General features: G+C 71.1%; 21 protein-coding genes. 6 read left to right on the forward strand and 15 right to left on the reverse strand.

Features of this window, described 5'->3' with window-relative positions; genetic code table 11:
* Positions 1 to 61: 61 nt before the first annotated feature.
* The 3 genes from BM288_RS01715 to mtrA are packed head-to-tail and all read right to left on the reverse strand — an operon-like array spanning position 62 to position 4,186.
* Entirely contained in the window at positions 62 to 1,714 is a 1,653-nt protein-coding gene (locus BM288_RS01715; protein WP_092915258.1) for an LpqB family beta-propeller domain-containing protein, read from the reverse strand.
* A complete protein-coding gene (gene mtrB / locus BM288_RS01720) occupies positions 1,711 to 3,492 on the reverse strand; it encodes an MtrAB system histidine kinase MtrB (protein ID WP_318255274.1) in 1,782 nt (593 codons plus the stop codon). The genes BM288_RS01715 and mtrB overlap by 4 nt, the downstream gene beginning before the upstream one ends.
* A gap of 7 nt (positions 3,493 to 3,499) precedes the next feature.
* Positions 3,500 to 4,186, reverse strand: a complete 687-nt coding sequence (gene mtrA, locus BM288_RS01725; protein WP_092915260.1) for an MtrAB system response regulator MtrA — start codon at positions 4,184 to 4,186, stop codon at positions 3,500 to 3,502.
* A 200-nt stretch (positions 4,187 to 4,386) separates the two neighbouring features.
* Between mtrA and BM288_RS01730 the strand changes: the two genes are divergently transcribed.
* Entirely contained in the window at positions 4,387 to 5,967 is a 1,581-nt protein-coding gene (locus BM288_RS01730; RefSeq protein WP_092915262.1) for a DUF4062 domain-containing protein, read from the forward strand.
* On the opposite strand, the gene BM288_RS14720 is transcribed toward BM288_RS01730, so the two are convergent.
* The 4 genes from BM288_RS14720 to BM288_RS01750 form a co-directional block, all read right to left on the reverse strand.
* Entirely contained in the window at positions 5,950 to 6,555 is a 606-nt protein-coding gene (locus BM288_RS14720; RefSeq protein WP_092915264.1) for a metallophosphoesterase, read from the reverse strand. The genes BM288_RS01730 and BM288_RS14720 overlap by 18 nt on opposite strands.
* Entirely contained in the window at positions 6,552 to 7,364 is an 813-nt protein-coding gene (locus BM288_RS01740) for a nucleotidyltransferase domain-containing protein (protein ID WP_177220201.1), read from the reverse strand. Before BM288_RS01740 ends, BM288_RS14720 begins: the two co-directional genes overlap by 4 nt.
* A 62-nt stretch (positions 7,365 to 7,426) precedes the next feature.
* Positions 7,427 to 9,271, reverse strand: a complete 1,845-nt coding sequence (locus BM288_RS01745) for an ABC-F family ATP-binding cassette domain-containing protein (RefSeq protein WP_092915268.1) — start codon at positions 9,269 to 9,271, stop codon at positions 7,427 to 7,429.
* Between the two features lie 104 nt (positions 9,272 to 9,375).
* Entirely contained in the window at positions 9,376 to 10,299 is a 924-nt protein-coding gene (locus BM288_RS01750; protein ID WP_092915270.1) for a 4-(cytidine 5'-diphospho)-2-C-methyl-D-erythritol kinase, read from the reverse strand.
* Between the two features lie 92 nt (positions 10,300 to 10,391).
* On the opposite strand from BM288_RS01750, the gene BM288_RS01755 reads away from it, so the two are divergent.
* Complete coding sequence (locus BM288_RS01755) at positions 10,392 to 10,784, forward strand: MmcQ/YjbR family DNA-binding protein (protein ID WP_092915272.1); 393 nt, start codon at positions 10,392 to 10,394, stop codon at positions 10,782 to 10,784.
* Between the two features lie 110 nt (positions 10,785 to 10,894).
* On the opposite strand, the gene BM288_RS01760 is transcribed toward BM288_RS01755, so the two are convergent.
* Positions 10,895 to 11,425: a hypothetical protein gene (locus BM288_RS01760; RefSeq protein ID WP_092915274.1), complete on the reverse strand. Its 531-nt coding sequence runs from the start codon at positions 11,423 to 11,425 to the stop codon at positions 10,895 to 10,897.
* Positions 11,425 to 12,267, reverse strand: coding sequence for a 16S rRNA (adenine(1518)-N(6)/adenine(1519)-N(6))-dimethyltransferase RsmA (gene rsmA, locus BM288_RS01765; protein ID WP_318255322.1), 843 nt, complete (start codon positions 12,265 to 12,267; stop codon positions 11,425 to 11,427). The genes BM288_RS01760 and rsmA overlap by 1 nt, the downstream gene beginning before the upstream one ends.
* 183 nt (positions 12,268 to 12,450) lie before the next feature.
* Between rsmA and BM288_RS01770 the strand changes: the two genes are divergently transcribed.
* Both BM288_RS01770 and BM288_RS01775 read left to right on the forward strand, forming a co-directional pair.
* A complete protein-coding gene (locus tag BM288_RS01770; protein ID WP_143102975.1) occupies positions 12,451 to 13,404 on the forward strand; it encodes a hypothetical protein in 954 nt (317 codons plus the stop codon).
* 94 nt (positions 13,405 to 13,498) lie between these two features.
* Positions 13,499 to 14,050: a hypothetical protein gene (locus BM288_RS01775; RefSeq protein ID WP_092915278.1), complete on the forward strand. Its 552-nt coding sequence runs from the start codon at positions 13,499 to 13,501 to the stop codon at positions 14,048 to 14,050.
* An 85-nt stretch (positions 14,051 to 14,135) separates the two neighbouring features.
* On the opposite strand, the gene BM288_RS01780 is transcribed toward BM288_RS01775, so the two are convergent.
* On the reverse strand, positions 14,136 to 14,960 hold the full coding sequence (locus tag BM288_RS01780; protein WP_318255323.1) for a TatD family hydrolase: 825 nt from the start codon (positions 14,958 to 14,960) through the stop codon (positions 14,136 to 14,138).
* A 264-nt stretch (positions 14,961 to 15,224) separates the two neighbouring features.
* Here BM288_RS01780 and BM288_RS01785 point away from each other — a divergent pair, with 264 nt between their 5' ends.
* Positions 15,225 to 15,893 carry a hypothetical protein gene (locus tag BM288_RS01785; protein ID WP_143102976.1) on the forward strand — a complete coding sequence of 223 codons (669 nt, stop codon included), beginning with the start codon at positions 15,225 to 15,227 and terminating at the stop codon, positions 15,891 to 15,893.
* A gap of 86 nt (positions 15,894 to 15,979) precedes the next feature.
* Here BM288_RS01785 and BM288_RS01790 read toward each other — a convergent pair whose 3' ends face one another.
* From BM288_RS01790 to rsmI, 3 genes are all read right to left on the reverse strand, one after another.
* A complete protein-coding gene (locus tag BM288_RS01790; RefSeq protein WP_092915284.1) occupies positions 15,980 to 16,447 on the reverse strand; it encodes an SRPBCC domain-containing protein in 468 nt (155 codons plus the stop codon).
* Between the two features lie 129 nt (positions 16,448 to 16,576).
* The gene (metG, locus tag BM288_RS01795) at positions 16,577 to 18,115 is read right to left on the reverse strand and encodes a methionine--tRNA ligase (RefSeq protein WP_092915286.1); all 1,539 of its coding nucleotides are present in this window, start codon (positions 18,113 to 18,115) and stop codon (positions 16,577 to 16,579) included.
* Positions 18,116 to 18,162: 47 nt separating this feature from the next.
* Positions 18,163 to 18,981, reverse strand: a complete 819-nt coding sequence (gene rsmI / locus BM288_RS01800; RefSeq protein ID WP_092915288.1) for a 16S rRNA (cytidine(1402)-2'-O)-methyltransferase — start codon at positions 18,979 to 18,981, stop codon at positions 18,163 to 18,165.
* 70 nt (positions 18,982 to 19,051) lie between these two features.
* On the opposite strand from rsmI, the gene BM288_RS01805 reads away from it, so the two are divergent.
* Entirely contained in the window at positions 19,052 to 20,788 is a 1,737-nt protein-coding gene (locus BM288_RS01805; RefSeq protein WP_177220202.1) for a dolichyl-phosphate-mannose--protein mannosyltransferase, read from the forward strand.
* Between the two features lie 82 nt (positions 20,789 to 20,870).
* Here the strand turns inward: BM288_RS01805 and BM288_RS01810 are convergent, their stop codons facing one another.
* Together BM288_RS01810 and BM288_RS01815 are read right to left on the reverse strand one after the other, a co-directional pair.
* Positions 20,871 to 22,781, reverse strand: a complete 1,911-nt coding sequence (locus BM288_RS01810) for a thioredoxin domain-containing protein (RefSeq protein WP_092915292.1) — start codon at positions 22,779 to 22,781, stop codon at positions 20,871 to 20,873.
* A gap of 22 nt (positions 22,782 to 22,803) precedes the next feature.
* The gene (locus BM288_RS01815) at positions 22,804 to 23,640 is read right to left on the reverse strand and encodes an SGNH/GDSL hydrolase family protein (RefSeq protein ID WP_177220203.1); all 837 of its coding nucleotides are present in this window, start codon (positions 23,638 to 23,640) and stop codon (positions 22,804 to 22,806) included.
* Positions 23,641 to 23,644: the final 4 nt, after the last annotated feature.

The raw sequence follows: 23,644 nt of genomic DNA on the forward strand, positions 1-23,644 counted from the left end.
GATGGCGTGCGGATGCGCGGGCTCGCTCGCGCGCGCACCACACCTGTGGAGAGTCGTGCGGCTACTGCTGCGTGACCATCAGCTGGATCGGGTCGAGGCCGTTCGCCGGGCTCCACACGCGATCGCGCAGCGACAGCAGCGAGCCCTCGGCACCCAGGGCGCGCAGGGTCGCGGTGCCCTCGCTGCCGCCGACGATCGCACGCACGGGGCCGTTCGGGGTGGGCAGCTGCTCGGAGACGCCGCCGATGGTGAGCACCGCGATCTGCGCGGCGTCGTCGTCGGTGGCGAGCACCGCGACCTGCGTCGGGCTGACCCAGGTGATGTCGGTGCCGGCGCCCTCGACGCCGGGCATCGGGTAGGGCTCGCCGAGGCTGACGGGTCTGCCGTCGACGTCGCGCACGACCGCGAGCACCCAGACCGCGCTGGTGCTGCCGTCGGAGGTGACGACCGCCAGCCGCGTGCCATCGCGCGAGAGCTCCATCGCGGCGATCTCGTTCGAGCCCGGCGGCAGCGCGAGCTCGACGCGCTCGCCATCGCGCCACGCGACCAGTCGCTGCGCCGCGCCGCGCTCCTGCAGCAGCACCCAGCCGCTGTCGTCCACGGTCGGCACGGCCCCGACAGCCGTGGAGACCACCACGGGGTCTGCGCCGGGCACGATCCAGGTCGCGGCGGTGCCCGTGCTGGCGATGCCGCCTGCGGCACCGACGGTGAAGCTCGTCGCCCCGATCTCGGCCAGCGTCGGCCCGACGTCGTCGATCATCGACGTGCCGCCACCGACCGAGCGCAGCTCGTCGCCCTCGAGCACCAGCGGGCGCTGGTCGACGCTGCCCTGGTCGACCGGTTCCGCCTCGGTGCTCGAGATGAAGCCGCTGATCCCCTCCACCTCCACCCGCACCTCGCGCACGCCGACATCCTGCAGCGACCGCGCCAGCTGCGCCGCGAGCGGCACCAGGCTGGCAGAGGGAAGCTGCTCGAGCTGCACGGCGCCGAGCGTGACGGTCATGGTGGTGCCGGTGATGCGCGGCGGCCCGACGAGCGCGGCGTCCGGCGCGGCATACGTGGTCACCGCCGGCGCCAGCCAGGCAGAGGGCCCGCGCAGCAGGGCGTCGACGATGCGCTCCTTCAGCGTGCTGGCGGTGCGCTCGAACCAGCGCACCTCCGGCACGGCGCGCGTGCCGTCGGGGGTGACCCAGGAGAGCGTGTGCGCGCGGAAGAGCTGGTCGAAGTAATAGGCGGAGAGCACGATGCCCTCCGGCGCCTCGACGATGCGCCACTCGCCCTCGATCTGCGCGAGCGCGAACTCCAGCATGCGGTCGCCGCCGGTCAGCCGCAGCGCTCCCCCGGCGTCGAGCTCGGACAGCGCCGAGACGACGGCGCTCGCCTCGGTCTCCGTCTCGCCGCTCAGCGAGATCTCTGGCTGCACGCCAGAGCGCACGATCACGCGGGCGTTGGGATTCCAGGTCGCGGCGGCGAGACCCGACAGGTACTCGCGGGCGACCTCGAAGTCGTCGCTCGGGTTGATGGCGGCCGTGAGGAAGCCGAGGATGATCTCCTCCTGCGTGGCGCCCTCCTCCGGGCCCGGCGGCAGGAAGAGCAGGTCGTTGCTCTGCTGGTCGGTGTCCACCTGCCCCTGCACGACCGGTCCGGCGTCGGGGATGGCGACGCATCCGACCAGTCCCAGCACGGCCACGAGTGCGATCAGGATGCGTTTCATCGGTCGGCCTCCTCGGTCGCGGTCGTGTCGGTGCTGGTGATACCGGAGTCGGTGGGGCTGACCTCGTTCCCTCCGGTGTCGGTGGAGACGGTCGTGGTCGAGACGGCGGGATCGAACAGCGCCGTCCCGTCGCTGTCGGGCTCGCGCGCCGGCTCGGGCGTCGAGCCGTCCGGCGGCATCGCCACCGGCAGCGCCAGCGGCTGCGTGTCGTCGGGCACCAGCTCGATGGGCGAGGCGACCGCCGTGGCGCCGGCGCGCGGCAGCGTGAGCCGGAACTGGGTGCCCTCGCCGGGCTTCGACCAGATGTCGATCCAGCCCCCGTGCAGCGCCGCGTCGTCACGGCTGATCGAGAGCCCCAGCCCGGATCCGCCGGTGCGGCGCTGCCGCGAGGGGTCGGCGCGCCAGAAGCGGTCGAACACCCGCTGTGCCTCCTCCTCCGACATCCCCACGCCGTGATCGCGCACGGCGATGCCCGCCGCATCCGTCGACGAATCGACGATCACCACCACCGGCTTGCCCTCGCCGTGGTCGATGGCGTTGCCGAGCAGGTTCTGCAGGATGCGGCGGATGCGGCGCGGGTCGACCTCTGCCTCGAAGTGCCCGCCGGGCGCCACCAGCCGCAGCTCGGTGCCGCGCTCGGCGGCCAGCGGCTGCACCGCCTCGATCTCGCGCTCGGCGAGGCGCACCAGGTTGGTCGGCTCGATCTCGAGCTGCGAGGCGCCGGCGTCGAAGCGGCTGAGCTCGAGCAGGTCGGCGAGCAGCTGCTCGAAGCGCTCGATCTGCGTGTAGAGCAGCTCGACCGTGCGGCTGGTGACCGGGTCGAAGGACGTGCGCCGGTCGTACAGCACGTCGCCGGCCAGCCGGATGGTGGTGAGCGGGGTGCGCAGCTCGTGCGAGACGTCGGAGACGAAGCGCTGCTGCACGGTGGAGAGGGTCGCGAGCTCGTTGATCTGGCGCGAGATCGAGTCGGCCATGTCGTTGAACGAGCGGCCGAGCTTCGCCAGCTCGTCGTCGCCCCGCACCGGGATGCGCACGTCGAGCTCGCCCGCCGCGATGCGCGCGCTCGACTCGGCGGCGGTCTGCACCGGGCCCACGATCAGGCGCGCGACCATCCAGGTGATCATGCCGATGAGCGCGATGAGCGCGAGGCCACCGAGCATCATCGTCAGCTGCATGAAGTCGAGCGTCTCCTGCGTCGACTGCAGGCTCGTCATCAGGTACAGCTCGTACTGGCCGGTGAGCGGCACGTCCACCGCGGTGCCGACGATCAGCCCGGGCTGGTCGCCGGTGGGCGTGGCGATGCGCACCGATTGGTAGAAGGGGCTCTCGGGCGCATCGGCGACCGCCCGGCGCAGATCGAACGTCAGCAGATCGGCCTCGAAGGCCTGCGACTGCACGTCGTTCATCTGCAGCAGCGTCTCTGCCTGCCCGTTCGAGCGCAGCATCGCGTACTCGGTGGTGGAGCGGCTGGAGATGATGCCGGAGATCGCCTGCAGCGCGGTGTCCTGCAGCGCATCCACCTCGCCGCTCGTGAGGTTCTGGGTGACGGCCTCGTTGAAGATCTGCTGCATCTCGCCGGAGGCCTGCACCGCCTCGACCAGCGCGTCGTCGCGGCGGGTCTCGAAGAGGTTCTGGCCGACCGAGGCCGACATGTAGCCGAACACGCCCACCAGCGCGAGCGTCGAGAGCGCCATGCTGGCCGCGACCACGCGCGCCTGCAGCGATCGCCGGAACACGCCGATGGCGCGCTCCCACATCGTGAGGCGTCGTGCGGCCACGGGCGGCTCAGCCCAGCGGGGCGCCGGCGCGGTAGCCGACCCCGCGCACGGTCGTCACGACCACGGGGTTGTCGACGTCGCGCTCGACCTTGGAGCGCAGCCGCTGCACGTGCACGTTCACCAGCCGCGTGTCGGCCTTGTAGTGGTAGCCCCAGACCTGCTCGAGCAGCATCTCGCGCGTGAACACCTGGCTGGGCTTGGAGGCGAGCGTGACGAGCAGCTCGAACTCCAGCGGCGTCAGCGCGATGGTCTCGCCTGCGCGGCTCACCCGGTGCCCCTCGACGTCGATCTCGAGGTCGGCCGCCTTCAGGGTGCCGGTGTCGGCGGCGCGCTGCGGGCGCAGCCGGGTGCGCACGCGGGCGACCAGCTCCTTCGGGTTGAAGGGCTTGACGACGTAGTCGTCCGCGCCGGACTCCAGGCCGAGCACGATGTCGGTCGGGTCGCCCTTCGCGGTCAGCATGATGATGGGCACGCCCGACTCGGCGCGGATCTCGGTGCAGATCTGGATGCCGTCCTTGCCCGGCAGCATCAGATCGAGCAGCACCAGATCGGGACGCACCTCGTGGAACCGGTCGAGCGCATCCGACCCGTCGGCGCAGTACTCGAGCGCGTAGCCCTCGCCCGCGAGCACGATGCCGATCATCTCGGCGAGCGCGGGATCGTCGTCGACGACGAGGATCGTCTGCTCTGACATGGGCGCTCCCTTCGTGCTGCTCCGCGATTTCGCTGCACCGCTCCGGCGCGGCTCCCGCCACTGTATCCGAGTCGCCTGGGGCCTAAGCAGTCCCGATCGCGAGGCTGCGATTTGATAGAAGTAAGTGTGACGTGGCTTTGGGCGGCGCAATTGGTTCGATACTCATGCCGAAGATCTACGCGTTCGGCTAGCCTCCGACTATGCCGATCGAGCTCCAAGGACGTCAGGTCTTCATCGCATCACCTTCAGGGCTCGACCCCGAACGGGACGCCGTGCGCCAAGCGCTCCGCATATTCAACCGCTCGGACGCCATGCGTGAAGGTGTGATCTTCATCGACAGAGGGTGGGAAGAAACGCCCCCGGGAGTTGGCCGCGCCCAGACCCTGATCAATCGATTGATCGAGCCTTGCGACTTCATGTTGGTAGTGCTGGGAGAAAGGTGGGGGACGCCACCGGGCGAGTCGAAGTTTAGCTCCGGCACAGAAGAGGAGTTCTATTACGCGTTAGATCTGCTTGCGGCAGTAAACAGCGACATGCGTGACATCCACGTCTATTTTCGAACTATTGCCCCTGAACTACTTCGTGATCCAGGCGATGAACTAAAGAAGGTCCTGGCATTCAAACAGCGGCTGCAGGAGAGTCAGAAGATTCTTTACTCGACCTTCGACACTGATGAGAACCTTGCGCTCAGGGTGCATCGCAGCCTGCGTGAATGGTCTGGCACCCTGAGCGCAAGGTCACCCATGGTGATCGACATGCCGGGATCATTCGCCGACTTCGAACGCGCGTCGGTGGATCCCCTCGAGGCGGCTCTCGAGGCCGAGACGCAGGGCGCCACGGTTCGAGCAGAAATCCTCTTCGCCCAGGCCGCCGAGGATGGTGACCCTGCGGCGCTCGTGGCGTCCGCCCGCTTCGCGCGGCGTAGGGGGTTGCTAGAAGATGCGACAGAACAGAACAAGCATGCAGTCGCAGCGCTGTCGGCCCGGCGCGACCGAAGCTCTGACGAAGACTCGGCGTTGGTGAGCGCCATGGCTAACATTGGCGTGATTGCGCGATCCCAAGGAGACATCGAGCGGTCCATCGCAGCCCTGGAGGAGGCGATCCGTCTAGCGGAGTCGTCCCCGCATGACGTGACGGAGCAGCTCACCTACGCACTCGACAATCTCGGCCATTCGCTCGCACACATCTCTCATCTCGACGAAGCGCGCGCCGCTTACGAACGAGCCGGCGACGCTCGACGAATCGCGGGCGACCCACGCCATGCACTGATGACTTCACTGCACTTGGGCTGGCTTGCCCTCAAGAACTCACAGCCGGAGATCGCTGCGGCGAACTTCGAGTCGGCGGCCGCGGAGCTCGAGGACGATCCTGTCGAGATGGCACGCTGCCTGAGCGGGTGGGGAGACGCGCTGGTTCAAGTCGGGCGTGCCGACGAAGCGGTGGAGAAGCTTGATCGATCTCTCGAGATCAATAAGGAGCTCGGCAACTCCAACGGGATCAGCATTGCGAGCGGCTTGTTAGCGCGTGCTTACGCCAACTTGGGGGACGGAGACGCAGAGCAAGCAGCAATCGAGGAGACGATCCGCCAAAGCGAGCGGTCGGGCAGCGCTATAGGCCGCGCCACTGGCCTGCGTCTGCAAGCTGAGAGGTTCGCACGCCTCGGAGACCAGGTCAGCGCGTTGCGGAGCTTTGAGACCGCCGAGGAAGTGGCAAATGCCAGCGGCAACGCGCCCCTCGCCTCGGCCATCGCCAACAGTCGTAGGTCAAGCCTCGGAACTTGACTGGAACCACTCTTTCGATGGCCATCTGAAGCAGGTTAATCTCCCCCGTGGGAGGGTCCCGCAGCCAGTATCGATAAGTGCGTAGTTGGCACCCAATGTAGGCACCAGGCCCACCCTGGCCGAGTGACCTGCCACCAGAAACGAGCGTCCAAGGGGCACAGTGCGCGCATCGTGGACGGCAAGAACGCTACCGTTGGTCCAACTAGGCAGCGTTGCTGACAGGAAAGCTCGATGCGTCGAGGGGACAGCGCGCCGGAAGTGCGCAACGACATCGTGCGACGCTCCCTCAATGTACGAAGAAATCGTCGGCGCGCCTCCCATACGCAGAAACTTGTCTATCGAATCGTCCTCCGACATTGCCCGCAGCATTGCCTCGTCGTGATTTCCCCGGAGGAACACCGTCTCGGCCTGCCGGCCGGCCGCTAGGGCGATGAGAGTGTCTATGACACGGCTCGAGTCCGGCCCCCGATCAACATAGTCGCCGAGGAACACGAGCGGGACGGGAATGTTGGCTAGACGGGTCAGCATCCCCTGCAGGACATCCACTCGGCCGTGAATGTCGCCGACGAAGGCAGCTTCGTCGGTCACAGAATCACCCGTGGAATCTCGGTATATGGCCCATCCGAGTCTGTTGCAAGGAGAAGAATGGCTGCATCTGCCAACTCCGGACGATGTACAGACTCACCGACGATCAGATCCGCGATGGACTGGTATCCCAGGGACTCCGGTTCAAGAATCTCGCGGATGCGCCTGTCGAGCTCCGATAACACGGACAGAGTCGGAGGGCCCTGGACCGCCGAATGCGATGAAAGCATCGCGGCGAGAGCCGGATCGGCATCTCGCACGGCTAGCTCGGCGACTGAAAAGCATGGAGCGCCCGCTTCTATAGCCTGCATGTACTTGGCCGTACGGAGCACATAACGGGCGTGACGCACGAATGCGGGCAGCCGTGCTAGCACTTGGTCGTCTGGCAAGGTGAGCAGTCCTGCGAGCGAGCGCAGTCGAGATCGAAGTCGAGGCAAATCGACGGTATGGAAACCGCTGATAAGCGATCTCACGCGCCCCGCGTCGTGCAGGATCACGCCGTCGCGCGCCAGGTGCATGCCAAAGATGGTTCCGGCCGCGGACTCAAGCTGAGAAAAGTCGTACGTCGACACATTGACCCTGCCGCAGGCAACTGTCGCGGCGTGCCGATTGGCGACCACGAGCAAATCGATATCCGAGGATTCGGAAGCGTCTCCGCGAGCTTGACTGCCGTACAGGATCACGCCCAAGGCATCCGAAGGCAACGCCTGAGCGATTTCGCTAATGACCTTCGGGTCGACAGCGCGCGCGCTCAAAAGCTTCGCAACGCGGCGTGCGTCAAGGTTCGTCGCGTTCGGCAGCGAAGCAATCACATCGCCAAGGTATCGGAGCCGCTGCGCGGCCGCCGACGTGCCGCGCGCTGCGCGCGCCGCGCTCAGGCCTCGAGGCCCTCGTGCGTCTCGAGCCACGCCTCCTCGAGCTCGCCGATGCGCTCGTCGACCGCTGCCAGCTCGGCCTGCAGCGCGGCGAGCGCGTCGAAGTCGCTGTGGTCGGCGGTCTCGAAGCGCTGCAGCAGCGTCGCGCGCTGCTTCGTCGCCTTCTCGAGCCGGCGGTCGAGGCTCGCGGCCTCCTTCTCGAGCGCGCGCCGCTCGGCGCCGGTGAGCGCCGACGGCTTCGCGCCCTCCGAGGGTGCGGATGCGTCCGCCGACGTCGCCGAGGAGTCCTGCGCTCGCGTGTCCTGCTGCTGCGATGCCGGGCCGACCTTGCCCGCGACCGAGCCCGTGCCCGAGAGCGCCAGGTACGCATCCACCCCGCCCGGCACGTGGCGCAGCCCGCCGTCGACGATGGCGAACTGGTGGTCGGTGACCCGCTCGATCAGGTAGCGGTCGTGGCTGACGACGATGAGGCAGCCCGCCCAGGAGTCGAGCACGTCCTCCATGGCGGCGAGCATGTCGGTGTCGAGGTCGTTGGTGGGCTCGTCGAGGATCAGCACGTTGGGCTCGTCGAGCAGGATCAGCAGCAGCTGCAGGCGGCGCCGCTGACCGCCGGAGAGGTCCTTCACCGGGGTCGAGAGCTCGCCGCTGCGGAAGCCGAGGCGCTCGAGCAGCTGGCCGGGCGTGAGCTCCTTGCCGCCGCTCTGGTAGCTCGACTTCAGGCTGCTGACGACCACGCGCACGGGATCGTTCTCGTGCTCGGTGAGCTCGGCGAGATCCTGCGTGAGCTCGGCGATCTTCACCGTCTTGCCGGTCTTCACGCGGCCGGTGGTGGGGCGGATGCGTCCCGCGATCAGGGCGAGCAGGGTCGACTTCCCGGCGCCGTTGCGACCCAGGATGCCCGCGCGCTCGCCGGGCGCGATGCGCCAGGTGACGTCGTCGAGGATGGTGCGGCCGCCGAGCTCGACGCTCGCGTCGACGATGTCGACGACGTCCTTGCCGAGCCGGGTGGCGGCCAGCTGCGCGAGCTGGATCGGGTCGCGCGCCGGCGGCTCGTCCTCGATCAGCTGGTTGGCGGCGTCGATGCGGAACTTCGGCTTCGCCGTGCGCGCCGGCGCCCCGCGGCGCAACCACGCGAGCTCCTTCTTCATCAGGTTCTGCCGCTTCGCCTCGGTCGCGGCCGACATGCGGTCGCGCTCGACGCGCTGCAGGATGTATGCGGCGTAGCCGCCCTCGAACGGCTCCACCTGCCCGTCGTGCACCTCCCACGTGCCCGTGCACACCGCATCCAGGAACCACCGGTCGTGCGTGACGGCGACGAACGCACCGCGGCCGGTCGCGTAGCGCTTGTTCAGGTGCTCGGCGAGCCAGGCGATGCCCTGCACGTCGAGGTGGTTGGTGGGCTCGTCGAGGAAGAGCACGTCCCAGTCGGCGGCCAGCAGCTGCGCGAGCGCCACGCGGCGGCGCTGCCCGCCGGAGAGGTCGCCGATGCGGGCGTGCCAGTCGAGGTCACCCACCAGGCCGGCGAGCAGGTCGCGGATGCGCGCGTCGCCCGCCCACTCATACTCGGGCCGGTCGCCGACGATGGCGTGGCCGATGGTGCTGTCCTGGTCGAGCGTGTCCTGCTGGTCGAGCACGCCGACCTGCAGGCCGCCCCGGCGGGTGACGCGGCCGCTGGTGGGCTCGAGTCGGCCGGCGAGCATGCGCAGCAGCGTCGACTTGCCGTCGCCGTTGCGGCCGACGATGCCGATGCGGTCGCCGTCCTCGAGCCCGAGCGAGATCGACTCGAACACGGTGCGGGTGGGGAAGGCGATGCCGACGCGCTCGGCGCCCAGGAGATGTGCCATATGGCCTCCATCATCCCGCACGCCCAGGATCTCAACGTCTCAGGTGGTCGTTCGGCGCATGGGGTGCGGCGAACCACCACCTGACACGTTGAGAATCGGGCGCGTCAGTCGATCAGGCGGGCGCCGGGCACGGGGCCGGTCACCTTCACCGCCATCAGCTGCGCGGCCGAGAGGCTGATCTGCAGCTCGATCGCCGACTCAAGCGAGTCGCACAGGAACGCGACGGTCGGTCCCGATCCGGAGATCACGCCGGCGAGCGCGCCGGAGCGCTCCCCCAGCTCGAGCGTGCCGGCGAGGCGCGGCTTGAGCCGCAGCGCGGGCGCCTGCAGGTCGTTCTGCAGCGACTCGGCCAGCATGCCCGCATCGCCGGCCCGGAGCGCCTGCAGCACCCGCGCATCCACCGTCGGCACGTCGTGCGCGGGGGCGATGTCGGCCGCGTGCAGCGCCCGGTGCTCGTCGAGCGCCCGGTAGACGTCGGGGGTCGAGAGCCCCGCGTCGGCGTAGGCGAGCACCCAGTGGAACTGCCCCTTCGCGAGCGCGGGCGAGAGCTGGTCGCCGCGGCCGGTGCCGATGGCGGTGCCGCCGGCGAGCGCGAAGGGCACGTCGGCGCCCAGCTCGCGCGCGATCTCGTGCAGCGCCTCCCGGCCCAGGTGCAGCCCCCACAGCTCGTCGCACGCCACGAGCGTCGCGGCCGCGTCGGCCGAGCCGCCGCCCATGCCGCCGGCGATCGGCACGTGCTTCTCGATCGAGAGCGCCACGCCGCTGGTGACGCGGCCGCGGCGCGCGAGCGCCATCGCCGCGCGGATCGCCAGGTTGTCGGCCCCGGTCGAGAGGTGCTCGTGCGGGATCGGTCCCGAGAAGCGCACCGAGAAGTCGGGCGCCTCGGTCGCCTCCACGAACTCGTAGAGGCTGACGGCCTGGTACGCGGTGGCGACGTCGTGGTAGCCGTCGTCCTGCAGCGCGCCCACGCCGAGGTGCACGTTGATCTTGCCGGGCGCTTTCGCCCGCACCGCGCTGCCTCGTCCCACGCCTCAAACCTAGTGGCCGTCGACGGCCGTTCCTGCACGGTCGCCCAACCGCTGCATCGCTCGCGCCGGCCGGGGGGCTACCGCGCACCCGCATGGCGCATGCGCTCATGTTCGACGCCGACGACCCCCTGCTGGCACGCGTGCGCGCGATCGCGCTGGCGATGCCGGGCGCGAGCGAGAAGGTCTCGCACGGCCGGCCGGCGTTCTTCACGCAGAAGGTCTTCGCCTACTACGGCGGCACCACGAAGGCCGAGCACAACGAGGGCCTGCACCCGCCGCGGCTGAGCGTGCTGCTCGAGCCCGACGAGCGGCTGGCGATGCTGGGCGAGGGCGCCATCGCGCCCGCTTACCTCGGGCCGTACGGATGGGTTGCCGTCGACCTCGGGAGCGCGACCGATTGGGTGCGCATGGGCGAGCTCATCGACGCGAGCTTCCGCGTGACGGCGCCGAAGCGCCTGGTGGCCGAGCTGGACGCGCGGCTCTGACCGCCCGAGCCGCGGAGATGGGTCACGATCTGCTCGATCTCGCAGCGGGACGCAGCATTTCGTGACCCATCTCGTGCGGGAGCGGCTGCGCGAGAGGGAAGGGAGCCGTCTCAGCCGGCGGCGGCCTCGAAGATCGCCGCGATCTCCTCTTCCGCGGGCGCCATCGCCGCGGGGTCGGGCAGCTTCTCGAACGTCAGGTTGATGCCGGTGCCGCTCTTGCCCTGCTTCTGTGCCGCTGCGGACAGCCGGGTGCCGTCGTCGAGGCGCCACCGCACGACCGGGTAGGAGGCGGCGAGGTTTTCGCCGTGCGCGTCGCCGTGCCGCGCCTCGATCGCCGTTCGCACCGCAGCGAGCGCATCGAGCCGCTCGCCCGGCACAGTGCGGGTCTTGGAGACCACGAAGGTGCCGTCGGCCTGCTGCCCGGGCAGCCGTCCCTTGTGGGTCTGCTCGAAGTCGACCGTGATGCCCTGCGCCCACCAGCCGTCGACGCCCTGCTCGTTCACGAGCCACTCGGCGGTCGCCTTGTGCGTCCACTCGAGGGCACCGGCCTGCTCAAGCAGCGCCCGCCATGCCTCTCGCGTGCGCCCAGTGGCGGCCAGCAGCGCCTCGGCGCTCGTGCTCTTGTCTATGCGCTCGACCATCAGGGCTCCTCGGTCTCGGCAGCGGATGCGGCCTCCGCGATGCGGATGAAGTCGGGCAGCGACAGCGCCTCGCCGCGCAGCGTCGGGTCGACGCCGGCGCGCTCGAGCACCTCGGTGGCGGCGGCCGACGAGCCGTAGAGCCCCGAGAGCGCCTGCCGCAGCATCTTGCGCCGCTGCCCGAAGGCGCCGTCGATCACGGCGAAGGTGCGCCGCCGCAGCGACTCCGAGCCCATCGAGGGCCCGCGCCGGAAGCCCACCAGCACGCTGTCGACGTTCGGCACCGGCCAGAAGATCTGCCGCGACACGTCGCCCTCGAGCGACCACGGCCCCCACCAGGCGACCTTCGCCGAGGGCGAGCCGTAGGTCTTCGAGCCCGGCCGCGCGGCGAGCCGGTGGCCCACCTCCGCCTGCACCATCACGAGCACCCGCTCGATCGTCTCGAAGCGCTCGAGCAGGTGGATGAGCACCGGCACCGAGACGTTGTAGGGCAGGTTCGCCACCACGGCCTGCGGCGCGAAGGGCAGCTCCTCGAGCGTGAGCGCATCGTGGTGCACGACCTCGAGCCGGGCATCCGGCTGCTTGCGCGCGACGGTGCGCGGCAGCAGCTCGGCGAGGCGCTGGTCGATCTCGACTGCCGCCACCCTGGCGCCCACCTCGGTCAGGCCGAGCGTGAGCGAGCCGAGACCGGGCCCGACCTCCACGACATCCAGGCCCGACACATCCGCCGTCCTGACGATGCGCCGCACGGTGTTCGCGTCGACGACGAAGTTCTGCCCCCAGCGCTTGGTGGGCGTCAGGTCGAGCTCGGCCGCCAGCGCGCGGATCTCGGTGCCGCCCAGCAGCGTCGCCGCGCTCGATCGGCCCTCCGCCGCGCGCCCGGCCGCGTCTCCCGCCGCCGCTCCTTCGATGCTCTCGCTCACGCGTCGAGCCTATGCTGAGCGCACCGGCAGGCGCCCCACGGCGGCGCCTGCGACGATGGTGACGCGACCGGCGAGGGCGCCGGTGGCGCTCCGAAGGAGGAACGCATGCCCAGCACCACGACCCGCACGACCAGGCGGTCACGGATGCTCGCGGCCGTCGCGCTCGTGGGTGCGGCCGCGCTCGTGGCCGGCTGCGCGAGCGGCGACACCGATCCTGGCGCGACGATGGCGCCGGGGGTGACCCCGGGCGCCGAGCCTGTGCCGCTCGACGATGCGCGGCTGCCCGGCCTCGACGTCTTCGACGGCATCCAGGAGTCGGCGATCGCGGTGCGCTGGGCGACGCCGGGCGAGTCGCTCGCGGTGATTGTGGGCGGATCGGGCGCCGGTGGCGAGTGCATCGTGCAGCCGCAGGGCGCGGGCCTCGACCCGAGCGGGCCGACCATCACGGTGCGCTTCGACCCGCCGAACCCCGAGGCGATGTGCACCATGGACTTCCGCCTGCACGGCTGGGAGCTCGTGCTGCCCGAGCCCATCGACCCCTCGGCCACCGTGCCGGTGGAGCTCGTGAACACCAGCGACGCGGACGTCACCATCGAGGTCGAGCTCGGCCCCGACGACCTGCTCGACGCGGGCCCCACCGCCGACCCGCAGCCGAGCGAGATCCCCGACGCGGGCGAGGCGCCCGCGCCCGAAGTCATCCCCGCCGACCAGCTCGGCGCGCAGAGCAACCTGATGATCGCGGGCGGCGAACCGCTGTCGGCGCTCTGGGTGGAGCCGGGCAGGACGATCGCGGTGCTGCTGGGCGACTCCGGCACTCCCGCGTGCGTGCCGACGCCGGTCGGCGCGGTCTCGAGCGGGCCGGGTGTGATCGATGTCACCTTCGAGCCGGCCGTGGGCACGACCTGCACGGACGACTTCGTGGTCTACGGCTGGCAGTTCACCCTGCCGGAGGCTGTCTCGGCGACCCTGCCGGTCGAGGTGCGGGTCACCGGCACCAGCGACGCCGGTCCCTTCCTCGACGTCACCGTCGCGCCCGACGACGTGCTCGAATTGCAATGATCCGTCCAGGCCGCATCCAGCCCCGTCGTGCACGGTTGGCGGACGCGGAATCTCCTGTGAGCAGCACGGGCCGTCACCGAAGGAGTTGGACGTCATGCGAAGGATCCTGCCCATAGCGATCATCGGCATCGTCGCCCTTGCCGGCTGCGCGTCGGCAGGCGAGCCGGAGGAGAGCGCACCGGCCCCCGACTCGCAGACGCCCGTGCCGACGGTGACCGAGACCGTCACCCCGGAGCCCACCCAGACCTCGGAGCCGTCGCCCACCGCGGAGGCGGAGGCGCCGTACCGCCTCGAGGATGACGCGCTCGCCGCCTACAGCATCGACGACATCCCGGGCGGTGAGCCGCTGGTGGTCTGGGCCGACGCCGACCGCACGCTCGTGCACGTGCTGGGCACCGGCAGCGGCAGCCTCAACTGCCAGCCCGCCGGCGAGTCGATCGAGGTCGACGACGGCATGCTCGAGATCGACTTCGAGTGGGAGGAGTCCGACCCGATGATGGCCTGCACCGCCGACCTGCGCGTGTTCGGCTGGGCCTTCCCCGTGGTGGGCGCCGACGACACCATCACCGAGGCGCATGTCGACGACTGGACGCAGGACGGGCAGGACTTCACCGTCGAGATCCAGCCGATGTCCGAGACCAACTGACCCCAGCCGCTGCGCCGGGGCCACGGCCGCGCCGCCTCGAGCCCCGCCGCCCGGCAGTCGCCGGCGGCGGGGCTCGTCGCTGCGGTCAGCCCCAGCTGCCGTAGGCGCGCAGGGTGTTCTCGGCCGTCTCGGCGGCCAGCTGATCGGCCTCGACGCCCAGCCGCTCGGCCATGAAGCGCACGGTGAGCGGCGTCAGGTAGGGGCTGTTCGGGCGGCCGCGGAACGGCGCGGGGGTCAGGAACGGCGCATCCGTCTCGACCAGGATGCGGCTGCGGTCGGCCACCTGCAGCGCCGCGTGCAGGTTCTTCGCGTTCGAGAAGGTGACGGTGCCGGCGAAGGAGAGGTACCAGCCGTGCTCGGCGGCGATGCGTGCCAGGTGCTCGTCGCCCGAGAAGCAGTGGAAGACGGTCGTCTCGGGCGCGCCCACCCGCAGCAGCGTCTCGACCACCTCGTCGTGCGCGTCGCGGTCGTGGATCTGCAGCGCGATGCCGTGTCGCTTCGCGATCCCGATGTGCGCCTCGAACGACTCGAACTGCGCGCGCCGGCCATCGTCGCCGGTGCGGAAGAAGTCGAGCCCCGTCTCGCCCACCGCGCGCACGCGGGGCTGGGCGGCCAGCTCGTCGATGGTCGCGAGCGCGTCGGCGAGCGTGCCGGCGCTCGCGTAGCCGGGCGCCTCGTTCGGGTGGATGGCGACCGCGGCGAGCACGCGCCGATCCTGGGCGGCGAGCGCCGCCGACCACTGCGACGACTCCACGTCGCCGCCGACCTGGATGACGCCGGCGACGCCCGCCTGCTCGGCCGCACGCAGCGCATCCGCATATGTGAAGTGCTCGCCGTCCTTGATCTCGAGGTGGGTGTGGTTGTCGTAGATCGGCACGCCGAGCGGCTCCGGGATCGGCGGGCGCGTCATGTCGCGCTTGCCGTCGTCGTGCCGCTCGCGGATGTACTCGCCGCCCGGCAGCACCGTCGCGCTCGGCACGTCGGGCACTTGAGCGGATGCGTTGCCGGGCTTTGTCCCGGATGCTGGGGTGGACGAGGGCGCGTCGTGGCTCGCTGGCATGGCTCCAGCCTAGAAGCGCCGGACCACAGGAAAACCTGAGCGATCGTCCAGGCTGCGCAATGGGTCCGGTGCCACGATTGCCGGTACAGCAACCCCGCAGGAGGTCGACTCGGCATGCCCCGAATGCTCGCGATCGCGGCAGCGCTGGCGACCGTGCTGACGGTGGCTGCCTGCAGCTCGGCGCAGCCGCCGGCCGATGCGCCGCCGGCTGACGGCGCGCAGCCCGCCGCGGGTGCCGCCGAATCGGCCGAGCAGGCGCCGGCGCAGCCCGAAGCGCTCGCCAGCGAGTCGGGTGCGAGCCAGTCGGGTGCGAGCCAGTCGGGTGCGAGCCAGTCGGGTGCGAGCCAGTCGGGTGCAAGCGAGTCGGGCGTTGGCGAGTCGGGTGCGAGCCAGACCGCCGAGGGCGCGGGCAGCGCGCTGCGCTCCGGCACGCTGAGCCTCGCGGCGGCGCTCGACGCCGGCGAGCCGGGCCTCCCCGCCGGCAGCGGCGCCTCGGTCGACGACGTGCTGCGACTGGGCGCCGTGGCGACCTGGATCGATGCGCCTGACACTCTCGCGATCTCGTTGCCTGCCAGCGCCGACTGCTGGCCGTCGGCGGCAGCGCCGGTCGTCGAGTCGGCATGGCAGCTCTCGGTCGAGTTCGTGGCCGGCGAGTGCGCCGCGTTCGACTCGGCCCGCACCTACACGATCGAGGTGCCAGAAGGCATCGACGGCGGTGCCGACCTCGAGGTCTCGATCGACGGGCTCGCGCACCGCTTCACGCTGACGCTGCTCGCCGGGTAGCGCGGTGGAGCTGGAAGCGGAGGCCACCCTTTCGGGCGTCCACTGCGACGCCAGCGCCGGGACCCGTCTCGGGTCCCGGGACGAGCTCAGTGCGCGAGGCTCGCGAGCACCTCGTCGAGCCGGTCGAAGTTCTCGTCCATGCCGCCGTCGAGCCCCGACGCCGCCATCGCGTCGCACGCAGCCTTCGAAGCGTAGGTCGAGGTGATCTCGAGCTCGCTGCGATGATCGGCGAGCTCGCGGAACTCCAGCACCTCGAGCGTCGGCTGCCCCGGCTCCTCCTGGAACTCCCAGGTGTGCACGATGCGGCCGGCGACCACCTCGTGGTACGAGCCCCAGAATCGCCAATCGCCGCCGCGCTCGACCACGTAGTCGAACGAGCCGCCGGTGCGGGCGTCGAACCGCTGGATGCGCATGGTCGAGCCGCGCGGACCCATCCACTGCGCGAACAGCGCGGCGGTGGTGTGCGCGCGCTGCACCGCGAACGCCGGCGCATCGAACTCGCGGCGGTGCACGATCGACTGCTCGCCGACGCGCTCGTGCGTGGTCTCGCTCATGCGCTCATGATCGCCGCACGACCGGGCTCGGTCAACACGCGATCCGGGCGCCCGATCCGGGCGCCCGGTGGAGGTTCTGCGTCCGTTCGAGCCTCAACTCGGACGCAGAACCTCAACTGGCAGCTGCCGCTACGGCTGCTCGATGCGCGGGAACAGCGGCGGCACCGTCGTGACCCGGCCGGTGCCGCGCCACTGGTGCGCCTGCTGGATGGGCTGCGCCGTCACGTCGCCCTCGCCGCCGACCGCGGCCCACAGCTTCTGCGCCGTCTCGGGCATGACGGGCGCGAGCATGATCGCGGCCGTGCCGATGCCCTGCACGTTGGTGGCGAGCACCGCGTGCAGCCGCAGCCGCTGCGCCTCGTCCTTCGCGAGCACCCACGGCGCCTGCTCGGTGATGTAGCCGTTGAGGCGCTCGACGATCGACATCGCGGCGTCGACCGCGTCGTGGATCTGGAAGGTGTCGATCGCCTTGTCGGCGCGACCCACCGCATCCGCCATCAGGGTCGCGATCTCCGCATCCGGGATCACGTCGGGCACCACGCCGTCGCAGTACTTGTGCACCATGGCGATCACGCGCGAGGCGAGGTTGCCGAGCCCGTTGGCGAGCTCGGAGTGGTAGCGGGCGTCGAGGTCCTCCCACGAGAAGGAGCCGTCGGCGCCGAAGGCGATCGCCGACATGAAGTAGTAGCGGAACGCGTCGACGCCGAACACCTCGGTGATCTGCTTCGGCTCGATGCCGGTGGCCTTCGACTTCGACATCTTCTCGCCGCCGACGAGCAGCCAGCCGTGGCCGAAGACGTGCTCGCTGATCGGCAGGCCCGCGGCCATCTGCATGGCGGGCCAGATGACGGCGTGGAAGCGCGCGATGTCCTTGCCGACGATGTGCACGCCCGGCCAGCGGCGCTCGAACTGCTCGTCGTCGACGCCGTAGCCGATGGCGGTGATGTAGTTGAGCAGCGCGTCGAACCAGACGTAGACGACGTGCGACTCGTCCCACGGCACCTTGATGCCCCAGTCGAAGGTGTTGCGGCTGATCGACAGGTCGGTGAGGCCCTGCTTGACGAACTGCCGCACCTCGTTGCGCACGTGCTCGGGCTGCACGTAGTCGGGGCGCGAGTCGTAGAGCTCGAGCAGCCGGTCGCCGAACTCGCTCAGCTTGAAGAAGTAGTTGGCCTCGCGCACGACCTCGATGGGGCGCGAGTGGATCGCGCACACCAGCTGCCCCTCGTACTCGCCGGTGCCGGGCACCAGGTCGTTCGCGGTCTTGTACTCCTCGCAGCCGACGCAGTACTGGCCCTCGAACTCGCCGTGGTAGATGTACCCGGCCTCCTTGAGCCGCTCGAGGAAGATGCGCACGCCCGCCTTGTGCCGCTCGCTGGTGGTGCGGATGAAGTCGTCGTTCTGGATGTTCAGCAGCTCGAGCTGCGGCTTCCAGGCGGTCTCGACCAGCCGGTCGGTCCACTCCTGCGGGCTGACGCCGTTCGCGGCGGCGGTGCGCATGATCTTCTGGCCGTGCTCGTCGGTGCCGGTGAGCATCCACGTGTCGTCGCCGCGCATCCGGTGCCAGCGGGCGAGGACGTCGGTGGCGACCTCGTTGTAGGCGTGGCCGATGTGGGGCACGTCGTTGACGTAGTAGATCGGCGTCGTCACGGTGAAGCGCTCGGGCATGGGGTCAATCCTACGTTCGCGCCACAGATTGTGACGACGACGCCATGTCAGGGCTGCGGATGCGTGAGCGCGGCCTGGTAGAGCGCGTTGCGCGCGTGCCCGGTCGCCTCAGCGACCTCGGCGGCGGCGTCCTTCAGCCGCATTCCGCCCTCCTTGAGTCGCAGCACCTGCTGCACCGCCGCATCCACGTCGGTCAGCGCCGGCGTCGCGCCCTCGATCACCAGCACGATCTCGCCCTTCACGCCCTCGCTCGCCCACGGCAGCAGCTCGGCCGCGGTGCCGCGCCGCACCTCCTCGAAGCGCTTGGTCAGCTCCCGGCACACGGCGATGCGGCGCTCGGGCATCGCGCGGGCGATGGCGTCGATCGACTCGGCGAGCCGGTGCGGCGCCTCGAACAGCACGAGCGTGCGCTCCTCGCGCGCGACCTGCTGCAGGAAGCGGTCGCGCTCGCCGCTCTTGCGCGGCAGGAAGCCGTCGAACGCGAAGCGGTCGGTGGGAAGGCCGCTGAGCGCGAGCGCGGTCAGCACCGCCGATGGCCCCGGCAGGCAGGTCACCTCGACGCCCGCGGCCACCGCCGCCTGCACGAGCCGGAAGCCCGGGTCGCTGACGGTCGGCATGCCGGCGTCGGTGAGCACGAGCACGTCCTCGTCGCGGGCGCGCTCGACCAGCGCGGGCGAGGCGGCCTCCTCGTTGTGCTCGTGCAGGGCGACGAAGACGGCGGATGCGTCGATGCCGAGGGCGCGCAGCAGCTGCTTGGTCGTGCGGGTGTCCTCGGCGGCGATGACGGGCGCGGTCGCGAGCGCCTCGCGCAGCCGGCCGCTCGCGTCGCCCAGGTTGCCGATGGGGGTCGCGCCGAGGATGATCACGGCGCTCAGGCTATCTGCGGCGCCCGTGGCGGGCGCGAGTCCCCGGCCGCCAGATGCAAGAATCGCCCGTGTGACCCTGCCGACCGCCGCCGAGCCCGCCGACGGCTCCGGCGGCGGTGTCGCGACCGAGGACGCGCCCGAGGCGCCCTCCCGGCCGCGCCTCGAGCGGGTCACCGCGGCGTACGGCCGCGTGGAAGCGCGGCTGCACGAGCCGCGCATCCGCCGCACGCTTGAGGTGGCAGCGCCCGTCGCCATCGTGGCGATCGCCGCGATCGCGCGGCTGACGGCGCTCGGCCACCCGCACCAGCTGGTCTTCGACGAGACGTACTACGTCAAAGAGGGCTGGTCGATGTGGCAGCTCGGCTACGAGGGCGAATGGGGCGAGGGTGCGAACGAGGCGTTCGAGGCCGGCGACGCGAGCGGGCTGACGAGCGAGCCCGACTACGTCGTGCACCCGCCGCTGGGCAAGTGGATCATCGGCATGGCAATGGCGGCCTTCGGCATGACCGACGCCTTCTGGTGGCGGCTGCCGAGCGCCCTCGCCGGCGTCGCGATGGTCGCCCTCACCTACGCGATCGCCCGCGGCATGCTGCGCTCGATCGCGTTCGCGTCGCTCGCGGCCTTCTGGCTCGCGATCGACGGCTTCGCGATCGTGATGAGCCGCACCGCGCTGCTCGACGGCATCCTCGCGCTGTTCGTGCTCGCCGGCGCCGGAGCGCTGCTGCTCGACCGGCGCGGCTCCCCCGCCCGCAGCGTGCGGGCGCTGGCCGAGGGGCGGCGGCGCTTCCTGTCGGCACTGTGGGGCCGCCCCTGGATCATCGTCGCCGGCGTGCTGCTGGGCGCCGCCTGCGCCACCAAGTGGTCGGGCGCGGCCTTCCTCGCGGTGTTCGGCCTCTGGATCGTGCTGATGGACGCGCTCGATCGCCGCCGCGCCGGCTTCCGCCGCCCGTGGCTGAGCACCCTGCTGCTGCAGGCGCCGGTCAGCGTGGTGCTGTTCGTCGGGCCGGCGCTCATCGTCTACGTCGCCAGCTACGCCGGCTGGTTCGATGGCGGCTGGGGCTCACAGCTCGCGCTCGAGCGCGCCGACCTGCGCTGGGGCGGCCTGCTCGCCTGGGTGCCGCTGGGGTTGCAGTCGCTGTGGATGTACCACGCGCAGCAGCTCGGCTTCCACGTCGGCCTCGACAAGGATCACCCCTACCAGTCGCCGGCGATCGAGTGGCTGTGGCTGGGTCGCCCGACGGCGTTCGAGTCGGCGACGACCGATGCGGGCGTCTGGTGGATCACCGCGCTGCCCAACCTGCTCACCTGGTACGCGGGCGTGCTGGTGATCGGCGTGCTGCTGTTCTGGCTCGGCCGCGCCCCCGACCGCCGCGCGGGCTTCCTGCTGGTCGCGATCGCCGCCGGCTACCTGCCGTGGCTGGCGTTCCCCGACCGCACGATCTTCTTCTTCTACGCGATCGTCTTCCTGCCGTTCATGCTCATCGGCCTCGCCTACGCGCTGCAGCTGCTCGTCGGGCGCTACCGGCCGCCCGCGGTGGTGGGGGCGGATGCTTCGGCGCGCCTCGACGCGGACATCGCCGCCGCGATCCCCCACCACGCTCCGCACGGTCGGCGCGCGCGCCGCCCGGGGCTGCCCCGCTGGGAGGACGACGTCGAGCGCCGCGCCGCCGGCTGGACCGTGATCGCCGTGCTGGTGATCGTCAGCATCGCGGTCGCGCTGTGGTTCCTGCCGGTCGCCTACGGCATCGCGATGCCCGAGCCGCAGATCCGCCTGCGCTACTGGCCGCCGGCGCCGATCTGGCCGTAGCGGGGGCGCCCCTGCGTCGCGCGGTGTCCCAGCCTCGCGGGGCAGCGCAGCGTTGCCGGCCTGCGCAGCACCGCCGGGCAGCTCAGAAGCGCTGTGGCAGCTCGCAGACGAATCCCTCGCAGCGGTAGGCGCCGGGCTCGCTCTTGCCCTCGACCAGCGTGAAGCCCGCGTCGGCGAGCGCCGCTGCCTGCTCCGTCGTCACCACGAGTGCGCCGGGCTCGCGGCGCAGCGCGCGGGCTTCGTCGGCGGGAGGCTCCCCCACGATCACGACAGTGCGCGGCGGCTCCGCCAGCAGCGCGGCGACGCGCAGCGTGGCGGCGCCGGCGAACGGGTTGCGCATCGCCAGGCGCGCGTCGAGCAGCCGCGTCGCGCGCTCGAGGTGCGCGGCGTCGCCGGTGAGTGCGTAGAGCTGCTGCAGCGCGCCAGCGAGCGCCGCCTGCCCCGAGGGCGCGTCGCCGTCGGAGGCAGGGCCGAGCTGCAGGGCCGGCCCCTGCGATGCGGTCGCCGCCGGGTCGGGCGCCGCGTCCAGGATCGCGCGCGCGGCGGCCGCCCAGCGCGGCTCGCCGGTCGCCGCGGTGAGCGCGAGCAGCCCGCTGGCGAGGCAACCGGCGTCTGCCGCGGTGGCGGCAGCGCTCGAGGGGACCCCGTCGAGGCTGGCGTGCACCAGCGCGGTGGGAGCATCCGCATCCGCAGCCGCTCGAGTGGCGGCCCCCGCTGCATGGGGCGCGTGGGCGGTGAGCAGGTGCTCGGCGGCTGCCTCCGCGAGGCGCCGCGCGCGCCCGTCCTCGTCGCGCAGGGCGCGGATCGCGAGCGCCTCGATCGCCAGCCCGTTGGCGCTCGTGACGACGAGGCGATCGAGCGGAGGGCGCTCGCGCTGCGCGTCGGCGTGCTCCGGCAGGTGCCAGCCGCCTTCGACCCGCTGCCCGTCGACGAGCGACTCGGCGTCCTCGGCGATGGCGAAGGCGCCGCTCGGCAGCCGCAGCACCTCGGCCAGGAAGTCGACGATGCCGTCGGCGACGGTCTCGCGGCCCAGCAGTGTCGCGGCCTGCAGCAGCTGCGCGTTGTCGACCAGCATCCGCTCGAAGTGCGGCACCGACCAGTCGCGCTGGGTCGCGTAGCGGAAGAACCCGCCGTCGCGGCCGCGCAGGTGCGAGTAGCCGCCGGCCGCGACCACCGCGTCGTCGCCCGCGGCCGCGTCGAGCAGCCGACCGGCGAGCGCGCGCAGCGGTCTCGCTGGCTGAGCGTCGGCGGCATCCGGTGAGGCGGCAGCGGCGGCCCCGGGCACCGAGGCGGCATCCGCTGCAGGGTTCACCGAGCCAGCATCCGCCATCGCGAGTGCCACGATGAGGGGCGCCTGCGGGAACTTCTGCCCCTCACCGAAGCCGCCGAAGCGGGCGTCCTCCTGCCCGGCGGTGGCCGCGAGCGCCGCGCGCACCGCTGCCGCATCGGGCAGCGCGCCATCGTCCGCGCCTGCCGCTGCGCTCGCCGAGCGCAGCGCCTCCTGCACCCGTGCTGCGGTGCCGGCCACCGCATCCGGCTGGTCGTGCCAGGCCTGCCCGACCGCTGCCAGCACCTCTTGGAAGCCCGGCATGCCCTGCCGGCCGACCGGTGGGAAGTAGGTGCCGGCGAAGAACGGCAAGCCCTCGGGCGTGAGGAACACGCTCAACGGCCAGCCGAGATTGCGCGTGAAGGCGGAGGCGGCGCCCATCAGGGCCGCATCGACGTCGGGCCGCTCCTCGCGGTCGACCTTCACCGCGACGAAGGCCTCGCGCAGCTGCTGTCCGATCGCCGGGTCGGCGAACGACTCGCGCGCCATCACGTGGCACCAGTGGCAGGTGGCGTAGCCGACCGAGGCGAACACCGGCACGCCGCGCTCGCGCGCCTCGGCGAAGGCGGCGTCGCCCCACTCGCGCCAGTCGACGGGGTTGTCGGCGTGCAGCCGCAGGTAGTCGCTCGAGGCCTTCGCGAGCCTGTTGTCGCTCTCATCCCGCATGACCGCCACGCTACGCGCCGAGCTAGCGCTGCCTCCAGACCGCCGCCGCGATGGCGAGCTGCCCTACGGCATTGACGTGCAGGCTCGCATTCGAGAGCACAGGCACTCCGATGACGCCGTAGATCCACCGGGGCCTCGTGTCGCACAGCCCGCGCCCGCTGAACAGCGACGCGACGTCCACGAAATCGACCTTCGAGTCGCCGGCCAGGGTGAAGCCAGTGACGACGCTGCTGATCACGGTGTTCAGCCCGTTCACACCCGCGTTCGCCATCGCCGCCTGGTTGGCCGTCACGACGATCTTCGTGCCCTCGAGCCAGCCCACGGTGCACGGCTTCGAGATCTGTCCGAAGAGCCGTGGGTACCCCGTCACGAGGATCGTCGCGTTCGGAGCCGCCTGCCGGATCGCGCCCACCGCCTGCGTCAGCCGTGCACCGACGCCGGGAAGCGCCGTTGCGGCCTGCGCCAGCGCAGCCTGGCACGCCGCGTCGCCCTGCGAGTAGCAGGTCTGCAGCACCTGCTGCCAGCCGAGGTCGTTGACGCCGGCCGTCACCGTGACGAGTCTCGTAGCGTGCCCCAGCTGTTGGGCCGCGACGGCGGTGCCTATCTGGGTGAGCGCATCGGTCGTGGTCGCGCTCGCGCATGCGTACGACTTCGCCTTGAGGATGAGCGGGTATGACACCCGCGATCGCAGGCATGACCTGTCGACGTAGAGCAGGTTGCCTGTTCCCGCCGCCTCAGAGTCGCCGAACGCGACCTGCGCAGCGCCCGGCGGCGGGGCCGCCAATGCAGGCGGGGCGATAGCCAGCATTGAGAACGTGAGTCCTAGGGCGGCGAACACCGCGCCGATCCGCTTGACCATGACA

Origin of the sequence: Agrococcus baldri, assembly GCA_900114805.1 — a bacterium.
Classification (GTDB): domain Bacteria; phylum Actinomycetota; class Actinomycetes; order Actinomycetales; family Microbacteriaceae; genus Agrococcus; species Agrococcus baldri.

Bases quoted from the DNA above. Each gene is read 5' to 3' on its own strand.
- BM288_RS01770 (WP_143102975.1), top strand. From the start codon at position 12,451: ATGCCCAGCACCACGACCCGCACGACCAGGCGGTCACGGATGCTCGCG.
- metG (WP_092915286.1), bottom strand. From the start codon at position 18,115: ATGCCCGAGCGCTTCACCGTGACGACGCCGATCTACTACGTCAACGAC.
- BM288_RS01760 (WP_092915274.1), bottom strand. From the start codon at position 11,425: ATGGTCGAGCGCATAGACAAGAGCACGAGCGCCGAGGCGCTGCTGGCC.
- BM288_RS01715 (WP_092915258.1), bottom strand. From the start codon at position 1,714: ATGAAACGCATCCTGATCGCACTCGTGGCCGTGCTGGGACTGGTCGGA.
- BM288_RS01775 (WP_092915278.1), top strand. From the start codon at position 13,499: ATGCGAAGGATCCTGCCCATAGCGATCATCGGCATCGTCGCCCTTGCC.
- BM288_RS01785 (WP_143102976.1), top strand. From the start codon at position 15,225: ATGCCCCGAATGCTCGCGATCGCGGCAGCGCTGGCGACCGTGCTGACG.
- BM288_RS01755 (WP_092915272.1), top strand. From the start codon at position 10,392: ATGGCGCATGCGCTCATGTTCGACGCCGACGACCCCCTGCTGGCACGC.
- BM288_RS01730 (WP_092915262.1), top strand. From the start codon at position 4,387: ATGCCGATCGAGCTCCAAGGACGTCAGGTCTTCATCGCATCACCTTCA.
- BM288_RS01745 (WP_092915268.1), bottom strand. From the start codon at position 9,271: ATGGCACATCTCCTGGGCGCCGAGCGCGTCGGCATCGCCTTCCCCACC.
- BM288_RS01815 (WP_177220203.1), bottom strand. From the start codon at position 23,640: ATGGTCAAGCGGATCGGCGCGGTGTTCGCCGCCCTAGGACTCACGTTC.
- BM288_RS01810 (WP_092915292.1), bottom strand. From the start codon at position 22,781: ATGCGGGATGAGAGCGACAACAGGCTCGCGAAGGCCTCGAGCGACTAC.
- mtrA (WP_092915260.1), bottom strand. From the start codon at position 4,186: ATGTCAGAGCAGACGATCCTCGTCGTCGACGACGATCCCGCGCTCGCC.
- BM288_RS01780 (WP_318255323.1), bottom strand. From the start codon at position 14,960: ATGACGCGCCCGCCGATCCCGGAGCCGCTCGGCGTGCCGATCTACGAC.
- BM288_RS01790 (WP_092915284.1), bottom strand. From the start codon at position 16,447: ATGAGCGAGACCACGCACGAGCGCGTCGGCGAGCAGTCGATCGTGCAC.